Annotated in this window: 23 protein-coding genes; 7 read left to right on the plus strand and 16 right to left on the minus strand. The window is 71.2% G+C overall.

Annotation, left to right across the window (positions count from 1 at the left end):
• Positions 1-40: 40 nt before the first annotated feature.
• From ACIBUY_RS11800 to ACIBUY_RS11815, 4 genes are all read right to left on the minus strand, one after another.
• Positions 41-1165, minus strand: coding sequence for a GuaB3 family IMP dehydrogenase-related protein (locus ACIBUY_RS11800; RefSeq protein ID WP_255975368.1), 1125 nt, complete (start codon positions 1163-1165; stop codon positions 41-43).
• Positions 1166-1295: 130 nt separating this feature from the next.
• Positions 1296-2807 carry an IMP dehydrogenase gene (gene guaB, locus ACIBUY_RS11805; protein WP_365570107.1) on the minus strand — a complete coding sequence of 504 codons (1512 nt, stop codon included), beginning with the start codon at positions 2805-2807 and terminating at the stop codon, positions 1296-1298.
• A gap of 128 nt (positions 2808-2935) precedes the next feature.
• Entirely contained in the window at positions 2936-3523 is a 588-nt protein-coding gene (locus ACIBUY_RS11810) for a sigma-70 family RNA polymerase sigma factor (RefSeq protein ID WP_365570110.1), read from the minus strand.
• Between the two features lie 285 nt (positions 3524-3808).
• A complete protein-coding gene (locus ACIBUY_RS11815) occupies positions 3809-4420 on the minus strand; it encodes a response regulator transcription factor (RefSeq protein ID WP_003948568.1) in 612 nt (203 codons plus the stop codon).
• A 392-nt stretch (positions 4421-4812) separates the two neighbouring features.
• Between ACIBUY_RS11815 and ACIBUY_RS11820 the strand changes: the two genes are divergently transcribed.
• Positions 4813-5154: a WhiB family transcriptional regulator gene (locus ACIBUY_RS11820; RefSeq protein WP_399152479.1), complete on the plus strand. Its 342-nt coding sequence runs from the start codon at positions 4813-4815 to the stop codon at positions 5152-5154.
• A gap of 69 nt (positions 5155-5223) precedes the next feature.
• Here the strand turns inward: ACIBUY_RS11820 and ACIBUY_RS11825 are convergent, their stop codons facing one another.
• Positions 5224-6165 (minus strand): LysR family transcriptional regulator, encoded by a 942-nt coding sequence (locus ACIBUY_RS11825; RefSeq protein WP_399152480.1) that lies wholly within the window; start codon positions 6163-6165, stop codon positions 5224-5226.
• Between the two features lie 82 nt (positions 6166-6247).
• Here ACIBUY_RS11825 and ACIBUY_RS11830 point away from each other — a divergent pair, with 82 nt between their 5' ends.
• From ACIBUY_RS11830 to ACIBUY_RS11840, 3 genes are all read left to right on the plus strand, one after another.
• On the plus strand, positions 6248-6943 hold the full coding sequence (locus ACIBUY_RS11830) for an MOSC domain-containing protein (protein ID WP_399152481.1): 696 nt from the start codon (positions 6248-6250) through the stop codon (positions 6941-6943).
• Between the two features lie 120 nt (positions 6944-7063).
• Positions 7064-8638, plus strand: coding sequence for a multicopper oxidase family protein (locus ACIBUY_RS11835; protein WP_399152482.1), 1575 nt, complete (start codon positions 7064-7066; stop codon positions 8636-8638).
• A 35-nt stretch (positions 8639-8673) separates the two neighbouring features.
• Positions 8674-9447 carry an SDR family oxidoreductase gene (locus ACIBUY_RS11840; RefSeq protein WP_365570124.1) on the plus strand — a complete coding sequence of 258 codons (774 nt, stop codon included), beginning with the start codon at positions 8674-8676 and terminating at the stop codon, positions 9445-9447.
• A gap of 69 nt (positions 9448-9516) precedes the next feature.
• Here ACIBUY_RS11840 and groL read toward each other — a convergent pair whose 3' ends face one another.
• Positions 9517-11145 (minus strand): chaperonin GroEL, encoded by a 1629-nt coding sequence (groL, locus tag ACIBUY_RS11845; protein WP_365570127.1) that lies wholly within the window; start codon positions 11143-11145, stop codon positions 9517-9519.
• Between the two features lie 112 nt (positions 11146-11257).
• Positions 11258-11566, minus strand: coding sequence for a co-chaperone GroES (groES, locus tag ACIBUY_RS11850; protein ID WP_016434667.1), 309 nt, complete (start codon positions 11564-11566; stop codon positions 11258-11260).
• 414 nt (positions 11567-11980) lie between these two features.
• On the opposite strand from groES, the gene ACIBUY_RS11855 reads away from it, so the two are divergent.
• Entirely contained in the window at positions 11981-12259 is a 279-nt protein-coding gene (locus ACIBUY_RS11855; RefSeq protein ID WP_399152483.1) for a hypothetical protein, read from the plus strand.
• A 202-nt stretch (positions 12260-12461) separates the two neighbouring features.
• Here ACIBUY_RS11855 and ACIBUY_RS11860 read toward each other — a convergent pair whose 3' ends face one another.
• Together ACIBUY_RS11860 and ACIBUY_RS11865 are read right to left on the minus strand one after the other, a co-directional pair.
• Positions 12462-13331, minus strand: a complete 870-nt coding sequence (locus ACIBUY_RS11860) for a polysaccharide deacetylase family protein (RefSeq protein WP_399152484.1) — start codon at positions 13329-13331, stop codon at positions 12462-12464.
• The gene (locus tag ACIBUY_RS11865) at positions 13328-14302 is read right to left on the minus strand and encodes a polysaccharide deacetylase family protein (RefSeq protein WP_399152485.1); all 975 of its coding nucleotides are present in this window, start codon (positions 14300-14302) and stop codon (positions 13328-13330) included. Before ACIBUY_RS11865 ends, ACIBUY_RS11860 begins: the two co-directional genes overlap by 4 nt.
• Before the next feature lie 90 nt (positions 14303-14392).
• Here ACIBUY_RS11865 and ACIBUY_RS11870 point away from each other — a divergent pair, with 90 nt between their 5' ends.
• Positions 14393-15568, plus strand: a complete 1176-nt coding sequence (locus tag ACIBUY_RS11870) for a class I SAM-dependent methyltransferase (RefSeq protein WP_365570140.1) — start codon at positions 14393-14395, stop codon at positions 15566-15568.
• Between the two features lie 36 nt (positions 15569-15604).
• Here the strand turns inward: ACIBUY_RS11870 and ACIBUY_RS11875 are convergent, their stop codons facing one another.
• Both ACIBUY_RS11875 and ACIBUY_RS11880 read right to left on the minus strand, forming a co-directional pair.
• On the minus strand, positions 15605-16885 hold the full coding sequence (locus ACIBUY_RS11875; RefSeq protein WP_399152486.1) for an RNA polymerase sigma factor: 1281 nt from the start codon (positions 16883-16885) through the stop codon (positions 15605-15607).
• A 55-nt stretch (positions 16886-16940) separates the two neighbouring features.
• The gene (locus tag ACIBUY_RS11880; protein ID WP_365570143.1) at positions 16941-17297 is read right to left on the minus strand and encodes a YciI family protein; all 357 of its coding nucleotides are present in this window, start codon (positions 17295-17297) and stop codon (positions 16941-16943) included.
• Between the two features lie 178 nt (positions 17298-17475).
• On the opposite strand from ACIBUY_RS11880, the gene ACIBUY_RS11885 reads away from it, so the two are divergent.
• Positions 17476-18072 carry a class I SAM-dependent methyltransferase gene (locus ACIBUY_RS11885; protein ID WP_399152487.1) on the plus strand — a complete coding sequence of 199 codons (597 nt, stop codon included), beginning with the start codon at positions 17476-17478 and terminating at the stop codon, positions 18070-18072.
• A 43-nt stretch (positions 18073-18115) separates the two neighbouring features.
• Here the strand turns inward: ACIBUY_RS11885 and ACIBUY_RS11890 are convergent, their stop codons facing one another.
• The 5 genes from ACIBUY_RS11890 to rimI all read right to left on the minus strand — a co-directional run bounded on the left by ACIBUY_RS11890 (position 18116) and on the right by rimI (position 21746).
• Positions 18116-18685 (minus strand): hypothetical protein, encoded by a 570-nt coding sequence (locus tag ACIBUY_RS11890; RefSeq protein WP_399152488.1) that lies wholly within the window; start codon positions 18683-18685, stop codon positions 18116-18118.
• 121 nt (positions 18686-18806) lie between these two features.
• Positions 18807-19856 (minus strand): LCP family protein, encoded by a 1050-nt coding sequence (locus ACIBUY_RS11895; protein ID WP_399152489.1) that lies wholly within the window; start codon positions 19854-19856, stop codon positions 18807-18809.
• Between the two features lie 84 nt (positions 19857-19940).
• The gene (locus tag ACIBUY_RS11900; RefSeq protein ID WP_365570155.1) at positions 19941-20189 is read right to left on the minus strand and encodes a hypothetical protein; all 249 of its coding nucleotides are present in this window, start codon (positions 20187-20189) and stop codon (positions 19941-19943) included.
• Positions 20186-21283, minus strand: a complete 1098-nt coding sequence (gene tsaD / locus ACIBUY_RS11905; protein WP_399152490.1) for a tRNA (adenosine(37)-N6)-threonylcarbamoyltransferase complex transferase subunit TsaD — start codon at positions 21281-21283, stop codon at positions 20186-20188. The genes ACIBUY_RS11900 and tsaD overlap by 4 nt, the downstream gene beginning before the upstream one ends.
• Entirely contained in the window at positions 21276-21746 is a 471-nt protein-coding gene (gene rimI / locus ACIBUY_RS11910; RefSeq protein ID WP_365570271.1) for a ribosomal protein S18-alanine N-acetyltransferase, read from the minus strand. The genes tsaD and rimI overlap by 8 nt, the downstream gene beginning before the upstream one ends.
• Between the last annotated feature and the right edge of the window lie 12 nt (positions 21747-21758).

The following is a 21758-nucleotide window of genomic DNA, read 5'->3' on the forward strand; positions in this document are numbered from 1 at the left end:
CAACGGCGGGGCCCAACCCATGTCCGGCTACGACACTGCGTCAGCGACGGTGATGCGAGTCGGCCACAGTGACCTCGACCCGCTGGAACTCCTTGAGCTCGCTGTACCCGGTCGTCGCCATGGCCCGCTTCAACGAACCGAAGAAGTTCATCGACCCGTCGGGCGTGTGCGAAGGCCCGGTGAGAACCTCCTCGGTCGTCCCGACAGTCCCCAGGTCGACCTTCTTGCCCCGCGGCACGTCCTCGTGGACGGCCTCCATGCCCCAGTGGTGACCGCGCCCGGGCGCGTCCGTGGCACGGGCCAGCGGCGAGCCCATCATGACGGCGTCGGCGCCGCAGGCGATGGCCTTCGGCAGGTCGCCGGACCAACCGACCCCACCGTCGGCGATGACGTGCACGTACCGGCCACCGGACTCGTCCATGTAGTCACGCCGCGCGGCGGCGACGTCGGCCACGGCGGTGGCCATGGGCACCTGGATCCCGAGCACGTTCCGCGTCGTGTGGGCGGCGCCGCCGCCGAACCCGACGAGCACACCCGCGGCACCGGTCCGCATGAGGTGCAGCGCGGCGGTGTACGTGGCGCAGCCGCCGACGATCACCGGCACGTCGAGCTCGTAGATGAACTGCTTCAGGTTCAGCGGCTCGGCGGCACCGGACACGTGCTCGGCGGAGACGGTCGTCCCGCGGATGACGAAGATGTCCACGCCGGCGTCGACGACGGCCTTGGAGAACTCGGCGGTGCGCTGCGGCGACAGCGCGGCGGCGGTCACGACGCCGGAGTCGCGCACCTCCTTGATGCGCTGCTTGATCAGGTCGGCCTGGATCGGCGCGGAGTAGATCTCCTGGAGGCGGCGCGTGGCGGCCTCCGGAGTCAGCTCGGCGATCTCGTCGAGCAGCGGCTGCGGGTCCTCGTACCGGGTCCACAGACCCTCGAGGTTCAGCACGCCGAGGCCGCCGAGCTCACCGATGCGGATCGCGGTGGCGGGCGAGACGACGGAGTCCATGGGAGCGGCCAGGAACGGCAGCTCGAAGCGGTAGGCGTCGATCTGCCAGGCGATCGAGACCTCCTTCGGGTCGCGGGTGCGCCGGCTCGGCACGACGGCGATGTCGTCGAAGGCGTACGCACGGCGGCCGCGCTTGCCGCGCCCGATCTCGATCTCAGTCACGTTGGGGGGCGCCTTTCCATCTGGGTCCCTCTAGGGCCTGCCCGTCCAGTATCCCTGACGTACGAAGAAGGGGCGGCCCCGGTGATCCCGGACCCGCCCCTGCCTCACTGACCTGCGATGACGCCTACTGCTACTTCCGGCTGTAGTTCGGCGCCTCGACCGTCATCTGGATGTCGTGCGGGTGGCTCTCCTTGAGGCCCGCGGACGTGATGCGCACGAAGCGGCCCTTGGTCTCCATCTCGTCGATGGAGGCGGCGCCGACGTAGCCCATGGTCTGGCGCAGACCGCCGACGAGCTGGTGCAGCACGTTGGCCAGGGGGCCGCGGTAGGGCACCTGGCCCTCGATGCCCTCGGGCACGAGCTTGTCGTCGGAGGCGATGTCGGCCTGGAAGTAGCGGTCCTTGGAGTAGGACCGGCCCTGACCGCGGGACTGCATGGCACCGAGGGAGCCCATGCCGCGGTACGACTTGAACTGCTTGCCGTTGATGAACAGCAGCTCGCCGGGCGACTCCTCGCAGCCCGCGAGCAGGCTGCCCAGCATCACGGTGGAGGCACCGGCGGCGAGCGCCTTGCCGATGTCGCCGGAGTACTGCAGGCCGCCGTCGCCGATGACCGGGACACCGGCCGCGCGGGCCGCGAGCGCGGCCTCGTAGATGGCGGTGACCTGCGGGACGCCGATGCCGGCGACGACGCGGGTCGTGCAGATCGAGCCGGGACCGACGCCGACCTTCACGCCGTCGACACCGGCGTCGATGAGGGCCTGGGCGCCGTCACGCGTCGCGACGTTCCCGCCGATCACGTCCACGTTCACCGCGGACTTGATCTTCGACATCCAGCTCAGGGCGTTGCTGTTGTGGCCGTGGGAGGTGTCGACGACGAGGAAGTCCACACCGGCGGCGGCCAGCGCCTGGGCGCGCTCGAGCGCCTCCGGGCTGGCACCGACGGCGGCACCGACGAGCAGCCGGCCCTCGGCGTCCTTGGCCGCGTTCGGGTACTGCTCGGCCTTGACGAAGTCCTTGACGGTGATGAGCCCCTTGAGCACACCGGAGTCGTCGACCAGCGGAAGCTTCTCGATCTTGTGGCGGCGCAGCAGCTCCATGGCGTCGACACCGGAGATGCCGACCTTGCCGGTCACGAGCGGCATCGGCGTCATGACCTCGCGCACCTGCCGGGTGCGGTCGTTCTCGAAGGCCATGTCGCGGTTGGTGACGATGCCGAGCAGCTTGCCGTTCGGGTCGGTCACCGGGACGCCGGAGATCCGGAACTTGGCGCACAGCGCGTCGGCCTCGGCCAGCGTCGCGTCGGGGTGCACGGTGATCGGGTCGGTGACCATGCCGGACTCGGAGCGCTTCACGAGGTCGACCTGGTTGACCTGGTCCTCGACGGACAGGTTGCGGTGCAGTACGCCGACGCCGCCCTGGCGGGCCATGGCGATGGCCATCCGGGCCTCGGTGACCTTGTCCATCGCCGCGGAGAGCAGCGGAATGTTCACGCGCACGTTGCGGGAGATGCGGGACGAGGTGTCGACCGCGTTCGGGAGGACCTCCGACGCGCCGGGCAGCAGCAGCACGTCGTCGTAGGTCAGCCCGAGTGTCGCGAATTTCTCGGGCACCCCAGTCGAAGGACCGCCGTTTGCAGTCATGACACCTTCCCCAAATGGCCTTGATCGGTGCGGATGTCCATGCTAACGGCCAGACGGGGTGTCTCATTCCACGATCAAGATCATCGGCTTTCTTTGTACGTTCACACGTACGCGACCGGGATCGTGTGCTACTGCTCGGCGAGCGCCCGCAGACGGCTCAGCGCCCGGTGCTGCGCGACGCGCACGGCTCCGGGTGACATCCCCAACATCTGCCCGGTCTCCTCCGCGGTGAGCCCGACGGCGATCCGCAGGAGCAGCAGCTCCCGCTGGTTCTCCGGGAGATTGGCGAGGAGCTTCTTGGCCCACTCGGCGTCACTGCTCAGCAGCGCCCGCTCCTCGGGCCCGAGGGAGTCGTCGGGCCGCTCCGGCATCTCGTCGGAGGGCACGGCGGTGGAACCGGGACCGCGCATGGCCGCCCGCTGCAGATCGGCGACCTTGTGCGCGGCGATGGCGAAGACGAACGCCTCGAAGGGCCGCCCGGTGTCCTTGTAGCGGGGCAGCGCGAGCAGCACCGCTACACAGACTTCCTGCGCGAGGTCCTCCACGAAGTGCCGCGCGTCGCCCGGGAGTCGGGACAGCCGCGTACGGCAGTAGCGGATCGCGAGGGGGTGGACGTGTGCGAGCAGGTCGTGCGTCGCCTGCTCGTCGCCGTCGACGGCGCGGCCGACGAGCGTACCGATGACCCCCTGCCGGGTCACTGCCTCGTCGTCGCGCATCGGTCCATGGTGCCTTGTCGGCGCACCGTCCGTGGCACCGCGCCCTTGGTTGTGCACCGAAGCGTTATCCACTGAAGCGTTCTGGACAGGTGCGCCGGAACTCATCTCCTGCGCCCTCCCCTCTCGCTGACCCTGCTCGCCCGACTCGTCGTCCCCGAGGAACTCCACACATCAAGGATGCGGCATCGCGCGCGAAACGATGGAGCGGCGCCCGCCGCAGTCCCGCCAGGGGCGCCCAGCCACAGGAAAACCGCAGACGGCTGGACGCAACACCCCAACGGCGCCCTACCGCACCAGACCCCAACGGAAGCCGAGCGCGACGGCATGCGCCCGGTCGGACGCACCCAGCTTCTTGAACAGACGCCGGGCGTGCGTCTTCACGGTGTCCTCCGAGAGGAAGAGCTCGCGCCCGATCTCCGCGTTGGACCGGCCGTGGCTCATGCCCTCGAGCACCTGGATCTCCCGCGCGGTGAGCGTCGGGGCGGCACCCATCTCGGCCGAACGCAGTCTGCGCGGGGCGAGCCGCCACGTCGGGTCGGCGAGCGCCTGGGTGACCGTGGCCCGCAGCTCGGCGCGCGAGGCGTCCTTGTGCAGATAGCCACGGGCACCGGCGGCGACCGCGAGCGCGACCCCGTCCAGGTCCTCGGCCACGGTGAGCATGATGATGCGCGCACCGGGGTCGGCGGAGAGCAGACGGCGGACCGTCTCGACGCCGCCCAGACCGGGCATGCGCACGTCCATCAGAATCAGGTCCGAGCGGTCGGCGCCCCAGCGGCGCAGGACTTCCTCGCCGTTGGCCGCGGTCGTCACGCGCTCGACGCCGGGCACGGTCGCGACCGCGCGGCGAAGCGCCTCTCGGGCAAGCGGGGAGTCGTCGCAGACGAGGACGGATGTCATGACCGTCCTCCGCAGCTGATGCGCGTCACCTTGAGCCTCCAGGCTTTGTACGAATCGTCACCTGTGCGGTCGACACTCAGCAAGCAATACGGACAGATGCCCGAGCGCTTGTTCTTTCAACCGCCTCCGCACTCTCAACGACGGTCACTCGAAAGAGTTACGGGTCGGACGGCCTAGTTCGGCACTCTACGTGAGGGCCCGGACACAGCGGGGCCACCGCCGCAGACCCTCAAAGTTTCATCACAAGCTATGCCCCATTTAGCGGCTTTTCTTCCCTTTTGCTGGTGTCTGTAGCTAGATTCGCAATGAGTCATATTTTCATCTCCTTAGACAGTAGATGTACGGTCATGGGCACCGTATCCGCGTCACAACGGCTACAAGGGGACAACGCAATGGCAGATTTCTCCCGCCTTCCCGGACCGAACGCAGATCTGTGGGACTGGCAGCTCCTCGCGGCCTGCCGCGGGGTCGACAGCTCGCTCTTCTTCCACCCGGAGGGCGAGCGCGGGGCCGCACGCAGCGCCCGCGAGAACTCGGCCAAGGAGGTCTGCATGAGGTGCCCGGTGCGCGCGGAGTGCGCTGCTCACGCCCTACAGGTGCGTGAGCCGTACGGCGTGTGGGGCGGGCTCACCGAGGACGAGCGCGAAGAGCTGATGGGGCGGGCCCGCAACCGGCTCGTCACGGCGTCGGCACCGGTCGGCGGCGCGAGTGCGACCGCTGCCGCACATAGCTGAAGGAACGTTTCTGCATATTCGCGCGAGCCCGGCGGACGTGGGCGCACTCCGGTGCGCCCGCGCCGGGGCTCAGCGGGCGGCGGCCTTCGCCAGGTGGTCGAGGGTCGCGGCGACCGCCGGGACCTGGGCCAGATCGGGCAGCGTGAGCGCGACGATCTCGCGCTCCACCGCGGGCTCGACGGTCACTGTCCGTGCACCCTTGGGCCGAACGGACTCGATGGCCAGTTCGGGCAGCACGGCGACGCCGAGCCCGGCGCCGACCAGACCGACCACCGCCGGGTAGTCGTCCGTGGCGAAGTCGATGCGCGGCTCGAACCCGGCACCCCGGCACACCTCGACGAGCTGACGGCGGCAGCGCGGGCAGCCCGCGATCCACGACTCGTCCGCGAAGGCGTCGATGGTGACGGGGCCCCTCGCGCCGGCCGAGGCCAGCCTGTGCCCCTCGGGGACCAGGCCCACGAGGCGGTCCGCGAAGAGCGGACGCACGACGAGGTCGTCCCACTCCTCCGCGCTGTGCGCACCGGCGCCCTCCCGCCCCTGAGGCGCTTCGCGCCGCCCCTCGTATCGGAAGGCGAGCGCGACGTCGCAGTCGCCCTCGCGCAGCATCTCCACCGAGCGCGGCGGCTCGGCCTCCACGAGCGAGACGCGCGTACCCGGGTGCTCCGCGCGCAGGGCGGCCAGCGCCGTCGGGACCAGGGTCGAGCTGCCGCTGGGGAAGGACACCAGGCGCACCCGGCCCGCGCGCAGGCCCGCGATCGCGGCGACCTCCTCCTCGGCCGCGGTGAGCCCGGCGAGGATGCCCGCCGCGTGCCGGACCAGGGCCTCGCCGGCCTGGGTCAGGCGCATCTCGCGGCCCGTGCGGATCAGCAGCGGGGTGCCGGCCGAGGACTCCAGGGCCTTCATCTGCTGGCTGACCGCGGGCTGGGTGCAGCCGAGCTCGCGGGCGGCCGCCGAGAAGGAGCCGGTGGTGGCGACGGCACGCAGGACGCGGAGATGACGGGCCTCGATCATGAGCCAAGCATAAGCCGTACTTGGAGAGCGTGCGGATTAATGCGTGGCGGCTTTGGTCGCGGGTCCCGTAGCGTGCGGTGGCATGAAGCTTCTGTCTCTCAATCTGGGCAGGCCCAAGGCCGTCGAGTACACCGACCAGGCCGAGGGCGTGACCGGCATCGACAAGCAGCCCGTCGAGGGTCCCGTGCGGGTGAGCGCGCCCGGGCCGAAGGGGACCGGTGCCAGCGGGCTCGCCGGGGACGCGGTGTGCGAGCTGCGCCACCACGGCGGCGACGACCAGGCGGTGTACGCGTTCGCGCGCGAGGACCTGGACGCCTGGGAGGCGGCGCTCGGGCGGGCGCTGCCGAGCGGCTCGTTCGGCGAGAACCTCACCACGGAAGGCGTCGACGTCACCGGCGCGAAGATCGGCGAGCGCTGGCGGATCGGCCCCGATCTGCTCCTGGAGGTCTCCTCCAGCCGGATCCCGTGCCGCACGTTCCAGGGGCACCTCGGTGAGAAGGGCTGGGTCAAGCGGTTCACTCAGGACCAGCGCCCCGGCGCGTACCTGCGGGTGATCGAGCCGGGTGAGATCCGGGCGGGCGACGCGATCGAGGTCGTGCACCGACCGGACCACGAGGTGACCGTCGCGTTCGCGTTCCGCGCCGTGACGACCGAGCGCGAGCTGCTGCCGCGGGTGCTCGCCGCCGGGGACGCGCTGCACCCCGAGGAGCTGCGGGCGGCGCGGGAGTACGTAGAGAAACACGAGAAGCACGAGAAGCACGTGAAGCAGGCGAAGTAGGTACGGCGTCTAAGGGGCGCTTACGGGAAGTCCCTTGCGGAGCAAGGGAGTTGGAGTCAGGGGCGGCATGGGGGCCGTCCCCGATGCGGGCTGCCGCGGGCCCGCGCGACGCTCGGTTCCATGGACCGGAAACCACAGTCGCGTACCCGGCACGTGTTCCTGGTGCTCGGCGTCCTCGTCCTGGCCGTCGCGCTGGTGCGGTGCACGGGGGTGGCCTCGTCGCCGAAGCGGCACGGTCCGGGGGCCGGCACGGCGGGCCCGACCGCAACGATCGACAGGGGCACCTTCCGCCATCGGCTGCGGGTACCGCCGCTCGCGTCCTCGTACGTCGACGAGAAGAGCGGGCGGCGCGTCTTCGAACTGCGCGCGGGGGCCGGCCGGACGCAGTTCCTGCCCGGTGAGCCGACGCCGACCTGGGGGTACGACGGCAGCTTCCTCGGTCCCACGCTGCGCGCCGAGCGCGGCGAGCGGGTCGAGGTCCGCTTCCGCAATGCCCTCGACGAGCCGACCACCCTGCACTGGCACGGCATGCAGTTGCCGGCCCGGATGGACGGCAGCCCGCACCAGACGGTCGCGCCGGGCGGCAGCTGGACCCCGTACTGGAAGGTCGACCAGCCGGCTGCGACGCTCTGGTACCACCCGCATCCGATGGGCGGGACCGAGGGGCAGGTGGCGCGCGGGCTCGCCGGGATGTTCCTGGTCGACGACGCGCGCAGCGAGCGGCTCGCGCTGCCGAAGCGGTACGGGGTCGACGATCTGCCGGTGATCGTGCAGGACGTGCGGTTCGACGGCGCGAAGCTGGACTTCGGGCACGGGAGTTCGCAGTACGACGGCTTCCTCGGGGACCGGACCCTCGCCAACGGGACCCTCGACCCGTACGAGGTCGTGCACGACGAGCGCGTACGGCTGCGGCTGCTGAACGCGTCGACGGAGCGGACGTACGACTTCGGGTTCACCGACAGTTCCAGCGGTTCAGGCGGTTCAGGCGGTTCCGGTGGGCGGGACTTCGCGGTCGTCGGGACGGACGGGGGGCTGCTCGAGCGGCCCGCGACGGTGGACCGGATCCGGCTCTCGCCCGGGGAGCGGGCCGAGGTCGTGGTGCGGATGGCGCCGGGCGAGCGGACCGTGCTGCGCAGTTTCCCTCCGGCGCGCGACGGGGACGTGCGGCACTTCCCCGGTGGGGGCGACTCCTTCGACGTGCTGCAGCTGCGGGCGGCGGCCACGCTCCGCCACTCCCCCGAACTCCCTTCCCAGTTGGGCGAGTTGAAGCTGCCCGAGCCGGGGGACGCGGTGCGCGGGCGCTACTTCGACCTGGGGATGGGAAAGATCAACGACCGGCGCATGGACATGGACCGCGTCGACGACGTCGTCACCCGTGGCACGACGGAGGTCTGGACCGTGCACAACGGCAACGGGACGCCGCACAACTTCCATGTGCACGGCGTGCAGTTCAGGGTGGTCTCAGTGGACGGGCGGGAGCCGCCGCCCGAGCTGCGCGGCCGCAAGGACACGGTGTTCGTGCCGGGCGACGCGAGCGTGCGGCTGGCGCTGCGGTTCGACGGCGGCCCCGAGTTCGCCGATCCGCACACGCCGTACATGTACCACTGCCATCTGCTGTGGCACGAGGACATGGGGATGATGGGCCAGTTCGTGGTCGTCGACCGGGGGCAGGGTGCGGAGCCGATGCAGCACTGACCGGCAGCACTGACCGGCGTCACTAACCTTGTTGCATGACAACGGCACTGATCACGGGATCCACCGCGGGCATCGGCGCCGCGTTCGCCCGGCGCCTCGCAGCGGACGGCCACAACCTCGTGCTCGTCGCGCGCGACACGAAGCGGCTGCAGGAACAGGCGACCGAACTGCACGACCGGCACGGCATCGAGGCCGAGGTGCTGACGGCCGACCTCGCGACGGACACCGGCATCGCGGCCGTCGAGGAGCGGCTCGAGGACCGTAGGAACGCGGTCGATCTGCTCGTGAACAACGCCGGGTTCGGCAACAAGGGGCAGTATCTGGAAGTCCCCATGGCCGACGAGCTGACCATGCTGAAGGTGCACTGCGAGGCGGTGCTGCGGCTGACGTCGGCGGCGACCTCGGTGATGCGCGAGCGCGGGCGCGGCGGGGTGGTCAACGTGGCGTCGGTCGCGGCGTTCGTGCCGCGCGGCACCTACGGGGCGTCCAAGGCGTGGGTCGTGCAGTTCACGCAGGGCGCGGCGAAGGACCTGGCGGGCAGCGGGGTGCGGCTGATGGCGCTGTGCCCGGGCTTCGTCCGTACGGAGTTCCACCAGCGGGCCGGGATGGGCACGGACAACATCCCGAAGTGGATGTGGCTCGACGCGGACAAGCTGGTGGCGTCGGCGCTCGCCGATCTGAACCGGGGCAGGACGCTGTCGATCCCGGATCCGCGGTACAAGGCGCTGATGGGCGTGGTGAAGGTGACGCCGCGCGCGCTGCTCGGCGGGATCACGTCGCGGACGGGACGCAAGTACGGGCCGCAGTAGACCCGCGAAAAGGGCCGAGGCCCGGCTCCCCGCGACGGGGAGCCGGGCCTCGGCCGGTTACGGCTGGGGTCAGTGCGAGTGACCGTGGCCGTGACCGTGACCGGCCTCGGCCTCTTCCTCGGCCGGCTTCTCGACGACCAGGGTCTCGGTCGTCAGGAGCAGGGAGGCGATCGACGCGGCGTTCTCCAGGGCGGAGCGCGTGACCTTGACCGGGTCGATGACGCCGGCCTTGACCAGGTCGCCGTACTCGCCGGTCGCGGCGTTGTAGCCGGAGCCCTTCTCGAGCTCGGCGACCTTGGAGACGATCACGTAGCCCTCGAGGCCCGCGTTCTCCGCGATCCAGCGCAGCGGCTCGACGGCGGCGCGGCGCACGACCGCGACACCGGTGGCCTCGTCGCCGGTCTTGCCGAGGTTGCCCTCGAGGACCTTGACGGCGTGGACGAGCGCGGAGCCACCACCGGAGACGATGCCCTCCTCGACCGCGGCGCGGGTCGCGGAGATGGCGTCCTCCAGACGGTGCTTCTTCTCCTTGAGCTCGACCTCGGTCGCGGCACCGACCTTGATCACGCAGACGCCGCCGGCGAGCTTCGCGAGGCGCTCCTGGAGCTTCTCGCGGTCCCAGTCGGAGTCCGTGTTCTCGATCTCGGCCTTGATCTGGTTCACCCGGCCGACGACGTCGTCGTGGTTGCCGCCACCGTCGACGATCGTGGTGTCGTCCTTGGTGATGGTCACGCGGCGCGCGGTGCCGAGGACGTCCAGGCCGGCCTGGTCGAGCTTGAGGCCGACCTCCTCGGCGATGACGGTGGCACCGGTGAGGGTGGCCATGTCCTGCAGCATCGCCTTGCGGCGGTCACCGAAGCCCGGGGCCTTCACGGCGACGGCGTTGAACGTGCCGCGGATCTTGTTCACGACCAGGGTCGACAGGGCCTCGCCCTCGACGTCCTCGGCGATGATCAGCAGCGGCTTGGAGCCACCGGCCTGGATAACCTTCTCCAGGAGCGGGAGCAGGTCCTGGATGGACCCGATCTTGCCCTGGTGGATCAGGATGTACGGGTCGTCGAGGACGGCCTCCATACGCTCCTGGTCGGTGACGAAGTACGGGGACAGGTAGCCCTTGTCGAAGGCCATGCCCTCGGTGAAGTCGAGCTCCAGGCCGAAGGTGTTGGACTCCTCGACGGTGATGACACCGTCCTTGCCGACCTTGTCCATCGCCTCGGCGATGAGCTCGCCGACCTGGGTGTCCTGGGCGGACAGACCGGCGACGGCGGCGATGTCGGACTTCGAGTCGATCGGGCGGGCGGTCGCGAGGAGGTCCTCGGACACGGCCTTGACCGCGGCGTCGATGCCCTTCTTCAGGGCGGCCGGGGAGGCACCGGCGGCGACGTTGCGCAGGCCTTCCTTGACCAGGGCCTGGGCCAGCACGGTGGCGGTGGTCGTACCGTCACCCGCGATGTCGTTGGTCTTGGTCGCCACCTCCTTCACCAGCTGCGCGCCGAGGTTCTCGTACGGGTCCTCGACCTCGACCTCGCGGGCGATGGTCACACCGTCGTTGGTGATGGTGGGGGCGCCGAACTTCTTGTCGATGACGACGTTGCGGCCGCGGGGGCCGATCGTCACCTTGACCGTGTCGGCAAGCTTGTTGACGCCGCGCTCGAGGGCGCGACGGGCGTCCTCGTCGAACTTCAGGATCTTCGCCATGGGAGCGGTTCAGCCCTCTCGAAAAGCTGGGTTAATGAAGCTGCGCCCCTCGCCGCCCGGCATTCAGCGGGGACCAGGGGCGCAGCTCTTCAAAGCATTCGCTTCGAGGTGATTACTTCTCGACGATCGCGAGCACGTCGCGAGCCGAGAGGACGAGGTACTCCTCGCCGTTGTACTTCACCTCGGTGCCGCCGTACTTGCTGTACAGCACGATGTCGCCGGTCTTCACGTCGAGCGGAAGGCGCTCGCCGTTCTCGAAGCGGCCCGGGCCCACGGCGAGGACGACGCCCTCCTGGGGCTTCTCCTTCGCGGTGTCCGGAATGACCAGGCCGGAGGCCGTGGTCTGCTCGGCGTCGAGCGGCTGGACCACAATGCGGTCCTCGAGCGGCTTGATGGCAACCTTGGAGCTGGCGGTCGTCACGATCCGGTCTCCCCCTTCGGAGATCTACGGGGTTAACAGTCTGGGGTGGCGACCAGGTGGATCCGTCGTCGCGGGTGCCGGACCTGCCCGTCGCTGTCTGGCACTCTCCAGTGGGGAGTGCCAGAGCCGAGACTATGACCGGGATTAGCACTCGGTCAAGCGGACTGCTAATCGCCTCCGTCGCGGCGGGGGATTTCGGGGCGGGGCTGCGGCTCGGTGCGGGGTTCTGGCGTGCTGTCGGGCGTGCGTTCTCGGGTGGGTGGCCGCCTGCGCCGTGGGGCCTTCGGTCCTCGACGCGCGTGCGGCTTCGCCGTGGTTGCTCGCGCCGTTCCCCGCGCCCCTGTCGGGGCACGGCTTGATCTCGGTACGGGAACGGGGCGCGTGGAGTCCGGGGTTCCGTACGAGGGTCCTGGCATGGCCGGTCATTACCGCACGCCCAAGTCCGTCGCGGGCGACATCGCGCTGAGCCTGTTCGTGCTGTGCGTGGACGCGGTCGCGTGTGCCGCGGCCGCTGTCTGGCTGTTCGGTGCGGATGCCTCCGCCACGGCGGTGGCATGGACGTACGCCGGGCTCGCGGCGCTGATCGCCGCGTCGGCGTTCACCTTCGTCACCGAGCGGGTGCGACTGCCCGTCACGGCGGGGATGCAGATCGCCGCCGCCGTGGTCATCGGCCTCGGCGCCCTGGTCGGCTGAGACGGGGCTGCGCCCCGATCCGGCTTCTCGCCGCGGGGGTCTCGGTTCACTCCCGGGCGCGAGCCGGTAGGGGCTGAGCGCGCAGTTCCCCGCGCCCCTCAAGGCGACCAGTTGAGGCGACCGGCCACGACGGCGCCGCACCCGAAAGCCGACCCGCCGCCCCACCGGCCCGGCCCCGAAGGACCCCGCCCCCAGCGGAGCGTCACACGTAGTCCTCCAACTTCCCCACCGTGAAGCCCTGTTCCTGGATCCGGCGGAGCATGCGCGTCGTCATCTCGGTCAGCGTCGTGCCCTTGAGGTCGCCCGGGCCGCGGAAGTGGGTCAGGACGATGTCGCCGGGGTGGAGGCGGTCGCCGTCGTCGGCGTAGCGGAGGTCGTTGATCTGCATCGAGGCGCGCCACAGGACGATCGCGTCGATGCCGCAGGCGCCCGCGGCGCGGAGCGTGTCCGCGTCGTAGTTGCCGTAGGGCGGGCGCAGCAGCCGCGGGGCCGTGCCGAACCGGCCCTTGAGGCGGTCCTGTTGGCCGCAGATCTCCGCGTGCTGCTCGACGTAACCGAGGCCGGGCAGGAACGGGTGCGTGAGGGTGTGGTTCTCGACGCCCGCCCCCAGGGCACTGAGCCGGCCGAAGTGGTCGTAGCCGGGGCCCGCGACGGAGTGCGTGAGGAACATCGAGATCGGCAGCCGCAGGTCGCGGACCATGTCGACGAAGCGGGGGTCCTTCTCGGCCCCGTCGTCGAAGGTGAGGAAGACCACCTTGTCGCGGGTCGGTACGCGGTCGATCACCGGCGGGACCGCACCGGCGGCCCGGGGCGGGAGCACCCGGTGGGCGGGGGGTCTCGGCGCCCGGGCCAGCGGGGCCGCAAGGCCCCACCGGCGGTGGGCGTCGGGGGCCGGGGCACCGGCCGCACCGGGTCGCGGATGGTGCCGGACCTTCTGTGCGGCCTTTCTGCCCATGCGCTCGATCGGGTCGACGGACTGCGCGCACCCGGTGAGCAGCGCGACGGCCAGGGCGCAGCCGACAAGCCGCGCCCCGGTCCGCCGAACGGCCGCCCCCGCCCACGGAGTTGTCACAGGTAGTCCTCCAGGCGGGCCACCGCGTATCCCTTGTCGGTGACGTACTTCATGAACGTGCGGATCATGTCGGGCATCGTGCCCTTCCAGTCCGACCGTCCGCGGAAATGCGTGAGGATGATGTCGCCCGGATGGATGTCCCGGTCCCACTCGCGGTAGTCCATACGGTCCACGAACGCCTCGGCGTTCCAGATCGGCGCGTACTTGATGCCGCAGGCCTTCGCGGCCTTGAGGGTGTCCTGGTTGTAGTTGCCGAACGGCGGGCGGAAGAGCGTCGGGCGCTTGCCGTACTTCTGCGCGATGACGTCCTGCATGCCGCAGATCTCGTGCTTCTGCTGCGCGTAGGACAGGCCCGGCATGTAGCGGTGGTGCAGCGTGTGGTTGTTGAGGGTGACGCCCAGGCTCTGCGCCTTCTTGAAGTAGTCGTACTCGGGCTTGACCTCGGCGTCGGTCAGGAACGCCGTGTACGGGATCCGCAGGTCGCTCATCATCTTCAGGAACGCCGGGTCCTTCTCGGCCCCGTCGTCGATGGTGAGGAAGACGACCCGGTCCTTGGTGGGGATCGTCGTGAAGACCGGCGGCAGACCGAGCGCGGCCTGGTCGTCGACCTCGAAGCCCTTGCGCGGCTTGATGACGGGCTTCTTCGCGGGCGGCTTCGGCGCGGCCAGCGGCACCTTGCCCAGGCCCCAGCGCTTGGCGGCGGCGATCCGGTGCGCCTGCTGGGCCTTGAGCTTGGTGGCGTACGAGTCGAGGGCGCGGGCGGGCGGGGCGTTCAGGGCCTGCTGACCCGGAGCCGGCTTGACCGTGTCGCTGTCGGAGCCGGTCGCGCAGCCGGTGGCGAGCGCGGCGGTGACCAGGGCGGCCGAGACGACGCGGATCGCGGGCCCGCGCCGGGCGCGGGGCGACCCCTTGCGCATCCCCTCGAGCGCCCCCTTGATGGCGGTTTCGTCGTTTTGTCGTACTAGTTGCATGGCGCCGGATCCTCGCAGCTCAAGGCCCTGATCAGGGGCCGACACCGCGGCCGGGCGCGCACCGTCCTCCGACTGGCCCACAATGATGCGGTGAACGACTTCTCCGCCCTGCTCACCCCGCCCGGCCAGGCCCTGCTCGACGAACTGCGCGACCACGACCCGGCCCAGGAGCTGGCGCTCGCCACCCGGCTGCGCCGCGAGCACCCGGCCGAGCTCGTCTCGGCGGCGCTCGCGCAGGCCCGGCTGCGACAGCGGGCGGTGGCGAAGTTCGGTGCCGAGGACGCGGCCCGGATGTACTTCACGCCGAACGGGGTCGAGCAGGCCACCCGCACGAGCGTCGCCGCGCACCGCGCCGAGTCCTTCAAGGCCCTCGGCGTCCGCTCCGTCGCCGACCTGTGCTGCGGCATCGGCGGCGACGCGATCGCCCTCGCCCGCGCGGGGATCTCCGTGCTCGCCGTGGACCGCGACCCGCTCACGTGCGCCGTCGCCCGGGCGAACGCGGCGGCGCTCGGCCTCGGCGACCTCATCGACGTGCGGGAGGCGGACGTGACGGAGGTGGAGACGTCCTCGTACGACGCGGTGTTCGTGGACCCGGCGCGGCGCTCGACGAAGCGGGGCCGCATCTTCGACCCCGAGGCCTACTCCCCGCCCCTGTCCTGGGCCGTGTCGGCCGCGCTGGCCGCACCGCGCGCCGCCGCCCTGAAGATCGCCCCCGGCATCCCGCACGAGGCGATCCCGGCCGGGGCGGACGCCGAGTGGATCTCGGACGGGGGTGACGTGAAAGAGGCCGTGCTGTGGTTCGGCACGGAGCCCGGCAGAATGCGGGCCACGCTCCTGCCCGGCGGCCACACGCTCGCCGGGCGCGGGCTCCCCGACCCCGAAGTGCGGCCCGTGGGGCGGTACTTGTACGAACCCGACGGCGCCGTCATCCGGGCCCACCTGGTCGCCGAGGTGGCCGAGCAGGTCGGCGGCGGGCTGCTCGACGAGACCATCGCGTACGTCACCGCGGACGAGCTGCGGGAGACGCCGTACGCCTCCGCGTACGAGATCACCGACCAACTCCCCTTCAACATCAAGAAGTTGAAGGCGCTGCTGCGGGAGCGGGAGGTCGGGGTGCTGACCGTGAAGAAGCGGGGATCGGCCGTGGAGCCGGAGGAGCTGCGCAGGAAGGCGATGCCGAAGCCCTTCGGGAAGCGGGCGGCGACGGTGTTCCTGACCCGGGTCTCCGGTGCCCCGACCATGCTGGTGGGAGCACCTCTTCGCTGAGACGCGGGGCTCTGCCCCGGACCCCGCTGCCTCCCGTCACAGGGCGGGGCCGGATTTGCTCAGCAGGAACTCCCGCTCGCGTTCGTTGCGCGTCAACGCGGCCGCCCACTCGAACTCCGCCCGCGCCTCCTCCCTCCTCCCCAGCCGCTCCAGCAGATCCCCCCGCACACTCGGCAGCAAGTGATAGCCGCGCAGGGCCGGTTCGCCGGCGAGGGCGTCCACGAGTGCCAGGGCCGCCTCCGGGCCGTCCACCATCGACACGGCGACGGCCCGGTTCAACTCCACCACCGGCGAGGGGAAGCGCGCCGCCAGAAGTCCGTAAAGGGTGGCGATCTGGGCCCAGTTGGTCTCCTCGTACGTGTACGCCTGGGCGTGGCACGCGGCGATCGCGGCCTGCAGGGCGTACGGGCCGGGTGCCCCGGTCGACACCGCCTCGGACCGGCCGAGCGCGGCGAACCCGCGGCGGATCAGCATCTTGTTCCAGCGCATCCGGTTCTGGTCGCGGAGCAGGACGGGCGCGCCGTCGGGTGCGGTGCGGGCGGCCGCGCGGGAGGACTGGAGCTCCAACAGCGCGGCCAGGCCGTGCACTTCGGGTTCCTTCGGCATGAGCGACTGCAGGACGCGGGCCAGGCGCAGGGCGTCCTCGCACAGGCCGGGGCGGAGGTGGTCGGCGCCCGCGGTGGCCGCGTACCCCTCGTTGAAGATGAGGTAGATGACCTCCAGGACCGAGCCGAGCCGGGCCGCGCGCTCCGCGCCGTACGGGACCTCGAAGGCGACGTTCTTCGTGGCCAGGGTGCGCTTGGCGCGGACGATGCGCTGCGCGACGGTGGGCTCGGGGGTGAGGACCGCGCGGGCGATCTCGGGGGTGGTCAGGCCGCCGAGCAGGCGCAGGGTGAGCGCGACGCGGGCCTCGGCGGACAGCACCGGGTGGCAGCTCATGAAGACCAGGCGCAGCAGGTCGTCGTCGATGTCGTCGGGACCGGCGGTGTCCGGCTCCTCGTACGCGAACTCCGTTGCCCGGCCGACCTCTTCGAGCTTGCGGGCGTAGTTCTCGCGGCGGCGCACGAGGTCGACGGCGCGGCGGCGGGCGACGGCGGTGAGCCAGGCGCCCGGGTTGTCCGGGACGCCCGCCTGCGGCCACTGTTCGAGGGCGGCGACGAGCGCGTCCTGTGCCAGTTCCTCCGCTATGCCGACGTCACGTACGACACGGGTGACGGCCGCGATGATGCGCGGCGCCTCCATGCGGAAGACGGTCTCGACCGTCGTGTCGATCGTCGTGTCGGTGGTGTGGGCCGTGTTGTCGTGTCGCTGGGTCACGACCCACCATCAGACACCGCTGGGGGGCGCCGGGCCAAGGCCGGCGCCCGGACGATCAGCCCTCCATGATCTCCCGGACCTCGGACGTGACGGTCCAGTGCTCCTCGTGGACCCGCAGGAACCTCTTGGTCCACTCGAGGACCTCGGCCTCGTCCTTCGCCTGGATGATCGCGTAGCCGCCGATGACTTCCTTGGACTCGGTGAACGGGCCGTCGGTGACGGTGATCTCGCCCTTCTCGTAGTGCACGCGCTTGCCCTGCGCGGTCGGGGTCAGACCCGCCGTGTCGAGCAGCACGCCGGCCTTGGTCATCTCCTCGATGAGCGCACCCATGCGCTGCATCAGCTCTTCGCTGGGGCCCTCGGCGGGGGCGTTCTTCTCGTCGATGCGGACCATCGTCAGGTAGCGCGGCATGATCGTCTCCTCGGTATCGGGTGGGGCCCTGTTCGGCCTCTCACCCCTGCGTCGAATGGAACACCGCGGAATCGACACGGCCGCGGCATTTCTTCGAAGATTTTTCCCGGACTTACGTATCCGCAGGTCAGGCGAGTCTTATGCGGCCCTCACCCGGTACGTGCCAGGGTCCCCGTCCATGCCGTTCGACCACAACGACCACTACCACCGCCTCCTGCTCGACCGGTTGCCGCCGGGCGGCAGGACCGCGCTCGACGTCGGCTGCGGTACGGGCCGCTTCGCGCGCGCCCTGGTCGCGCACGGCTACCGGGTCGACGCGCTCGACCCGGACCCGGCGACGCTGGCCGTGGCGGAAGCCTCCGGCGGGGGCCCGCGCTACCACGTCGCGGACGCCGCGACGGCCGACCTCCCGCCCGGCCGCTACGACGTCATCAGCTGCCTGGCGAGCCTGCACCACATGCCGTTCGAAACGCTGACCCGCTTCCGCGACGCCCTCGCCCCCGGCGGCCGCCTCCTGATCCTCGGCTGCTACGCGGGCCTCACGCCCTGGGACCTGGTGGCGTCCCCGGCGAACGCGCTGACCCGCCTCGCGGTGTACGCGGCCGAGCGCGCCCGGGGCGCGGCCCCTCCCCCGCCCAGGCCACCGGTCCGCGCCCCGGAGATGACGCTGCCGCGGATCCGGGCGGAGTCGACCCGCCTGCTGCCCGGCAGCGAGGTGCGTCAACTGCTGTTCTGGCGCTACCTGTTGACGTACACCGCTGCCGCCGATCGTTGACGGAACCGCCCGAATCCTGGCCGGCCCACACCCTGCGGGTCAGTCACAAGGAAGCCCGCTCCACCCGCCCCGTGAAGCGGCCGCCCACCTGTGCGGCGAGCCAGTGGACGCGGTCGGTGCCGTCGGCGTCCAGGTCCTCGACGTGTACGTGGACGGTGTGGTCCTGCGCGGGCTCGTCCTGGTAGAGGTCACGGGAGTGCACGGTCAGCGTGAGGTACGCGTACTTCTGCGAGACCTCCGGCAGGCCCGCTTCGGGAACCGCGGGCCACGCGTCCAGGTCCCACCGGACGGCCGCGGGGTCAGGGCCCACGGCCGCGGCGAAGGGCTCGGCGCGGTCCAGCGGGCGGCCCCAGTCGAAGACGCGGACCGGCAGGCAGCCTGCGGGGGCGTCGCCGCCGTCCGACGAACCGTGCTCCTTGCCCGCCGCCGCCCACCATTCCAGGCCGGGCAGTACGTCGCGTACGCGGGCCAGGGCGTCCGGCGAGCTGATCACGGCCTCGACGTCGACCTCTCCGTGGCCGACGCCCGCCAGCGCCAGCAGGGTGCGCACCGCACGGATCGCTCCGGACAGGTCGGCGGTGGTGAGGACGGCGGCCGCGGCGGAGTTGCTCATCCCGGAACCATAGGGCGGCGCCCCGGACGGGCCCGAGGAATTTTCCGGCGGCGCCCGGTCGCCGCCGGCCCGTCGCCGCCCCGGGGTCGCCGCCGGCCCGTCGTCAGCGCCGGCCAGTACGTCAGCGCAGCGACTCCCACAGCTCGCTCGCCTCCGGCTCGTCCGCCACGACCCGGTTCGCGTCGGACGGGGCCCGCACCACCGGCATCGTCACCGTCTTCACGTCGTCCGCGGACAGACCGCCCAAGCTCCGTGCCAGACCGGAGAGTTCGGACAGCGAGTCGAGCCCGGTGTCCGCGGTGAGGCTGCCGGTGGCCGCGTCGGCGACCTGGTAGAGGCGGGTCGGGTCGGTCAGCAGGCCGCTGCCGGCGGCCTCGTCCAGCAACGACTTCACCAGCTGCTGCTGGAGTTCGATGCGGCCGAGGTCGCTGCCGTCGCCCACCCCGTGCCGGGTGCGGGCGAAGGCGAGGGCCTGTTCGCCGTCGAGGTGGTGGTCACCGGCGTCGAGGTGGAGGTGGCTGAGGTCGTCGTCGATGTCCTGGTCCGTGGTGACGTCGACCCCGCCGAGCGCGTCGACCAGCTTGGCGAAGCCCGCGAAGTCGATCTCCAGGTAGTGGTCCATGCGGACCCCGGTGAGCTGCTCGACGGTCTTCACCGCGCAGACCGGGCCGCCCACCGCATAGGCGCTGTTGAACATGGCGTTGTACGCCGGTGCCGTAACGCCCCCGTCCTGCGTCGGGCAGGACGGGCGCTCGACGAGGGTGTCGCGCGGGATGCTCACCACGGTCGCCCGACTGCGGTCGGCGTTCAGGTGCACGACCATCGCGGTGTCGGAGCGGGCGCCGCCGCTGTCGCCGCCGCCGAGCTTCTCGTTCTCCTTGCCGGAGCGTGAATCGGAGCCCAGGACAAGGATGTTGAGGACGCCCTTCCGCACCGCCTCCTGCGCGGCCGACGCCGACGCGGACGCCGAGGGGGACGGTGACGCGGCGGCCCGGTCCGCCCGGGCGGGGCGGTCGTCGCCGAGCGCGCTGTTGATGTCGACGCTGCGGATGTTGTGGTCGAGGTGCCAGTAGACCCAACCGGCCCCCGCTCCGCCGAGCACGAGGACGCAGCCGAAGGCGATCCCCACCGCCTTCACCGCACGCCCACGGAACCGTTTCTTCTCAGTCACGCAGGGAACGTAAGTCCGAATTGTTACGGCGGTAAACCGGTTGCCGGAGGATTTCGGAAATCTCAGGCAGTTCTCACGCAGCCGTCAGACGGCCTCGAACCGCCACCTGTGCACCGCCCGCGTCACCAACTCGGCGTCCGGCTCGGGGAGTTCGGGCAGCTCCGCGTCGAACTCCGCGTCCCACCAGGTGATGACGAGAACCCGGTCCTGCGGCGCCCGGAACGTCTCGCGGCGCTCCGGCTCCCGCTCCAGGACCTGCGTCTTCGCCCAGCCGAGCAGCTCCTCGCCGCGGCCCTCGACGGCCCGGGCCTCCCACATCAGCGCGACTGTCACGAGTACAGGTTCTCCTTGCTCACCTCGTGCACGTGGTCGTGGTCGTGGGTGTGGCCGGGCACGTGCGTGTCCGTCACCGGCAGCGACGAGTCGGCGGACAGGTCCCACGAGGACGGCGTCCGGTTGCGGGCCACCATCTCGGCGCCGAGGGCCGCGACCATCGCGCCGTTGTCCGTGCACAGCTTGGGGCGCGGCACGCGCAGCCGGATCCCGGCGCGCTCGCAGCGCTCCTGGGCGAGGGCCCGCAGCCGGGAGTTGGCGGCGACCCCGCCGCCGATCATGAGGTGGTCGACGCCCTCGTCCTTGCAGGCGCGGACGGCCTTGCGCGTGAGCACGTCCACGACCGCCTCCTGGAAGGAAGCCGACACGTCCCGCACCGGCACGTCCTCACCGGCCGCCCGCTTGGCCTCGATCCAGCGGGCCACGGCGGTCTTCAGGCCGGAGAAGGAGAAGTCGTACGCGGGATCGCGCGGCCCGGTGAGCCCGCGCGGGAAGGCGATCGCGTTCGGGTCGCCCTCCTTCGCGTACCGGTCGATGACCGGACCACCCGGGAAGCCGAGGTTCAGCACGCGGGCGATCTTGTCGAAGGCCTCGCCCGCCGCGTCGTCGATGGTCGCGCCGAGCGGGCGTACGTCGGAGGTGATGTCGCTGGAGAGCAGCAGCGAGGAGTGCCCGCCGGAGACGAGGAGCGCCATCGTCGGCTCGGGCAGCCGGCCGTGCTCCAGCTGGTCGACGCAGATGTGCGAGGCCAGGTGGTTGACGCCGTAGAGCGGCTTGCCGAGCGCGTACGCGTACGCCTTGGCGGCCGATACGCCGACCAGGAGCGCGCCCGCGAGTCCGGGACCGGCGGTGACGGAGATCCCGTCGAGGTCCTTGGCGCTGACGCCCGCGTCCTTCAGGGCGCGCTCGATCGTCGGGACCATCGCCTCCAGGTGCGCGCGGGAGGCGACCTCGGGCACGACGCCGCCGAAGCGGGCGTGCTCGTCGACGGACGAGGCGACGGCGTCGGCGAGCAGCGTGGTGCCGTGGACGATGCCGACGCCGGTCTCGTCGCAGGAGGTCTCGATGCCGAGGACGAGCGGTTCGTCAGCCATGGTTCTTCTCTTCACTCACGGGGTCGGTGATCAGGCGCATCACGAGGGCGTCCACGTTGCCCGGCTGGTAGTAGCCGCGGCGGAAGCCGATCGGCTCGAAGCCGAAGCGCTCGTAGAGCTTCTGCGCCCGGGTGTTGTCGACGCGCACCTCGAGCATGACCTCGGTGGCCTCGAAGGCGGTGGCGTGCCGCAGGAGTTCGGTGAGCAGCCGGGCGCCGAGCCCGGTGCCCCAGTGGTCGCGGGCGACGGCGATGGTCTGGACGTCGGCCAGGTCCCCCGACGCGGCGAGCCCGCCGTACCCGACGAGCCGTTCGTCGCTGTCGTACGCGACGACGTACCGTCGCGTCGAACCGAGACCGCGCGCGTGCGCGAGCTCGGACCAGAACATTCCGCGCGACCAGGCGTCGTCCGGGAAGAGCTCCTTCTCCAGGGCGAGCACGGGGTCGATGTCCCACCAGCGCATCTCGCGCAACTC

The organism is Streptomyces sp. NPDC050085 (assembly GCF_044460595.1).
Classification (GTDB): Bacteria; Actinomycetota; Actinomycetes; order Streptomycetales; family Streptomycetaceae; genus Streptomyces.

What these genes read in the sequence shown, in the direction of transcription:
- ACIBUY_RS11820 (WP_399152479.1), top strand. Translation starts at nt 4,813, where the DNA reads ATGGCAGATTTCTCCCGCCTTCCCGGACCGAACGCAGATCTGTGGGAC.
- ACIBUY_RS11835 (WP_399152482.1), top strand. Translation starts at nt 7,064, where the DNA reads ATGGACCGGAAACCACAGTCGCGTACCCGGCACGTGTTCCTGGTGCTC.
- rimI (WP_365570271.1), bottom strand. Translation starts at nt 21,746, where the DNA reads ATGCGCTGGTGGGACATCGACCCCGTGCTCGCCCTGGAGAAGGAGCTC.
- ACIBUY_RS11830 (WP_399152481.1), top strand. Translation starts at nt 6,248, where the DNA reads ATGAAGCTTCTGTCTCTCAATCTGGGCAGGCCCAAGGCCGTCGAGTAC.
- groL (WP_365570127.1), bottom strand. Translation starts at nt 11,145, where the DNA reads ATGGCGAAGATCCTGAAGTTCGACGAGGACGCCCGTCGCGCCCTCGAG.
- ACIBUY_RS11885 (WP_399152487.1), top strand. Translation starts at nt 17,476, where the DNA reads ATGCCGTTCGACCACAACGACCACTACCACCGCCTCCTGCTCGACCGG.
- ACIBUY_RS11810 (WP_365570110.1), bottom strand. Translation starts at nt 3,523, where the DNA reads ATGCGCGACGACGAGGCAGTGACCCGGCAGGGGGTCATCGGTACGCTC.
- ACIBUY_RS11815 (WP_003948568.1), bottom strand. Translation starts at nt 4,420, where the DNA reads ATGACATCCGTCCTCGTCTGCGACGACTCCCCGCTTGCCCGAGAGGCG.
- ACIBUY_RS11865 (WP_399152485.1), bottom strand. Translation starts at nt 14,302, where the DNA reads ATGCAACTAGTACGACAAAACGACGAAACCGCCATCAAGGGGGCGCTC.
- ACIBUY_RS11890 (WP_399152488.1), bottom strand. Translation starts at nt 18,685, where the DNA reads ATGAGCAACTCCGCCGCGGCCGCCGTCCTCACCACCGCCGACCTGTCC.
- ACIBUY_RS11825 (WP_399152480.1), bottom strand. Translation starts at nt 6,165, where the DNA reads ATGATCGAGGCCCGTCATCTCCGCGTCCTGCGTGCCGTCGCCACCACC.
- guaB (WP_365570107.1), bottom strand. Translation starts at nt 2,807, where the DNA reads ATGACTGCAAACGGCGGTCCTTCGACTGGGGTGCCCGAGAAATTCGCG.
- ACIBUY_RS11880 (WP_365570143.1), bottom strand. Translation starts at nt 17,297, where the DNA reads ATGCCGCGCTACCTGACGATGGTCCGCATCGACGAGAAGAACGCCCCC.
- ACIBUY_RS11840 (WP_365570124.1), top strand. Translation starts at nt 8,674, where the DNA reads ATGACAACGGCACTGATCACGGGATCCACCGCGGGCATCGGCGCCGCG.
- ACIBUY_RS11855 (WP_399152483.1), top strand. Translation starts at nt 11,981, where the DNA reads ATGGCCGGTCATTACCGCACGCCCAAGTCCGTCGCGGGCGACATCGCG.
- tsaD (WP_399152490.1), bottom strand. Translation starts at nt 21,283, where the DNA reads ATGGCTGACGAACCGCTCGTCCTCGGCATCGAGACCTCCTGCGACGAG.